Source organism: Bowmanella yangjiangensis (assembly GCF_017255015.1).
In the GTDB taxonomy this organism is placed as follows: Bacteria; Pseudomonadota; Gammaproteobacteria; order Enterobacterales; family Alteromonadaceae; genus Bowmanella; species Bowmanella yangjiangensis.
In genome coordinates this window covers 1-1,517 of sequence record NZ_JAFKCS010000191.1, presented here as the reverse complement: position 1 = coordinate 1,517, position 1,517 = coordinate 1, and the positions used below count along the sequence as shown (strand labels likewise).

General features: G+C 63.5%; 2 protein-coding genes and 1 pseudogene. All 3 read right to left on the bottom strand.

Translation table 11 applies throughout. The annotated features are described in order from the left end of the window. The gene (locus J0A65_RS27550; RefSeq protein WP_269814706.1) at nucleotides 1–465 is read right to left on the bottom strand and encodes a bifunctional 3,4-dihydroxy-2-butanone-4-phosphate synthase/GTP cyclohydrolase II; all 465 of its coding nucleotides are present in this window, start codon (nucleotides 463–465) and stop codon (nucleotides 1–3) included. A gap of 105 nt (nucleotides 466–570) precedes the next feature. After that, a pseudogene (locus tag J0A65_RS23220) lies at nucleotides 571–1,049 on the bottom strand (3,4-dihydroxy-2-butanone-4-phosphate synthase); the annotation flags it as partial. A 62-nt stretch (nucleotides 1,050–1,111) separates the two neighbouring features. Next, nucleotides 1,112–1,517, bottom strand: a 406-nt coding sequence (locus J0A65_RS23215) for an alpha/beta hydrolase fold domain-containing protein (protein WP_206596660.1), incomplete at its 5' end; no start/stop codon positions are given.

Here is a 1,517-nt window from a genome sequence, read left to right as displayed (position 1 = left end):
CTAGCAAGTGAACGGTACGAACTCGACCACTTCCAGCTCGAAGCCTGAAACGGCCTTGTAGGGCACCTCAGTACTCATCAATTGCATGCGCCGCACACCGACATCGCGGAGGATCTGCGCGCCTATGCCCAGGGTGCGCTGCGGAAACTGCGGCGCACGTGCCTGGCCGGCGCCGTGCAGCCGCAACTGTTCGAGAGTGGCCTCGGGACTCTCGTGCTGAGCCAGCAGCACCAGCACACCGGTGCCAACGGCGGCGATATGGGCCAGCGAGCGCTCGAGGTTCCATTGCAGTGGCGTGCCCTCGCTGTCACAGCCAAGGGCATCTCGCAGTGTCTCGATCGCTTGCACCCTGACCAGGGTCGGTCGCTCGCGGTCGATCTCACCACGCACGAGTGCCAGGTGCAGTTGCCCCTGGTACGTATCCTGGAAGCTCATCACGCGGAACTCGCCGTGCCGGGTAGTCAGTGAGTACTGTCCGCTGCGGCGGATCGTCCCCTCATGGAGAATTCGGTAATGGATCAGTTCGGCGATGCTGCAGATCGGCAGCCGATGGCGTTGGGCAAAGGTCTGTAGCTCGTCGCCACGGGCCAGCTCGCCGTTTTCGTCGAGGATAGCGACCAGCGTCGCGGCTGGCTGAAAACCAGCCAGCCGCGCCAGGTCGCACGCCGCTTCGGCATGGCCGGCGCGCTGCATCACCCCGCCGGACAGCGCCTGTACGGGGAACACCGCCCAGGCTGGACGATATCGGCTGCGACGCTGCCCGGGTCAACCGCTACCTGGATAGAGTGCGCGCGGTCGGCGACCGAGATACCAGTGCTCACACCTTCACGCGCTTCGATCGAGCAGGTAAAACCTACGCCATGCGTGGCCCGCGAATGGGGCACCATCAGGCTCAGCCCCAGACGCTTGCAATGCGCCTCGCTCAGCCCCAGGCAAATCAACCCACGGGCATGCATGGCCATGAAGTTGACTGCTTCAGCGTCGGTGCGTTCGGCGGCCATCAACAGAGAGCCTTCGCCATCCTGCTCGTCATCGGTGATGACCACCATACCGCCGCTGCGCAGCATCTTCAGCAGGTGCTGCACACTGTCAAACCGCATCGGCGGGTGCCTCAGCTCAGGGCCTGACGCAGTTCTGCAGCAAACTCCTCCAGCTCGGCAGCTGCGCGGTCCGAGAGGGGGGCCATGCTGGCGAATCCATGGATCATGCCCTCGCAGCATTTACTGCGTATCTTTACCCCGGCCTCGCTCAATCGCACGGCAAAGGCTTCTTCTTCATCGCGCAGAAGATCGTACTCTGCAATCCACAACGTGGTTGGCGGCAGCCGATGCAGGTCCTCGGCCAACAACGGAGAAGCCAGCGGATCGGTTGCCTGTGCGGGTGTCTGCAGGTAGTGCTGCCAGAACCAGACCAGGTGCTCACCTGAAAGGAAGTAGCCCTCGGGCAGATCCGGGCCAGAAGCGTTGACCCAGTGGCCATCAGTCGCCGGATACAGCAGGCCTATGGCGGCAATCTGC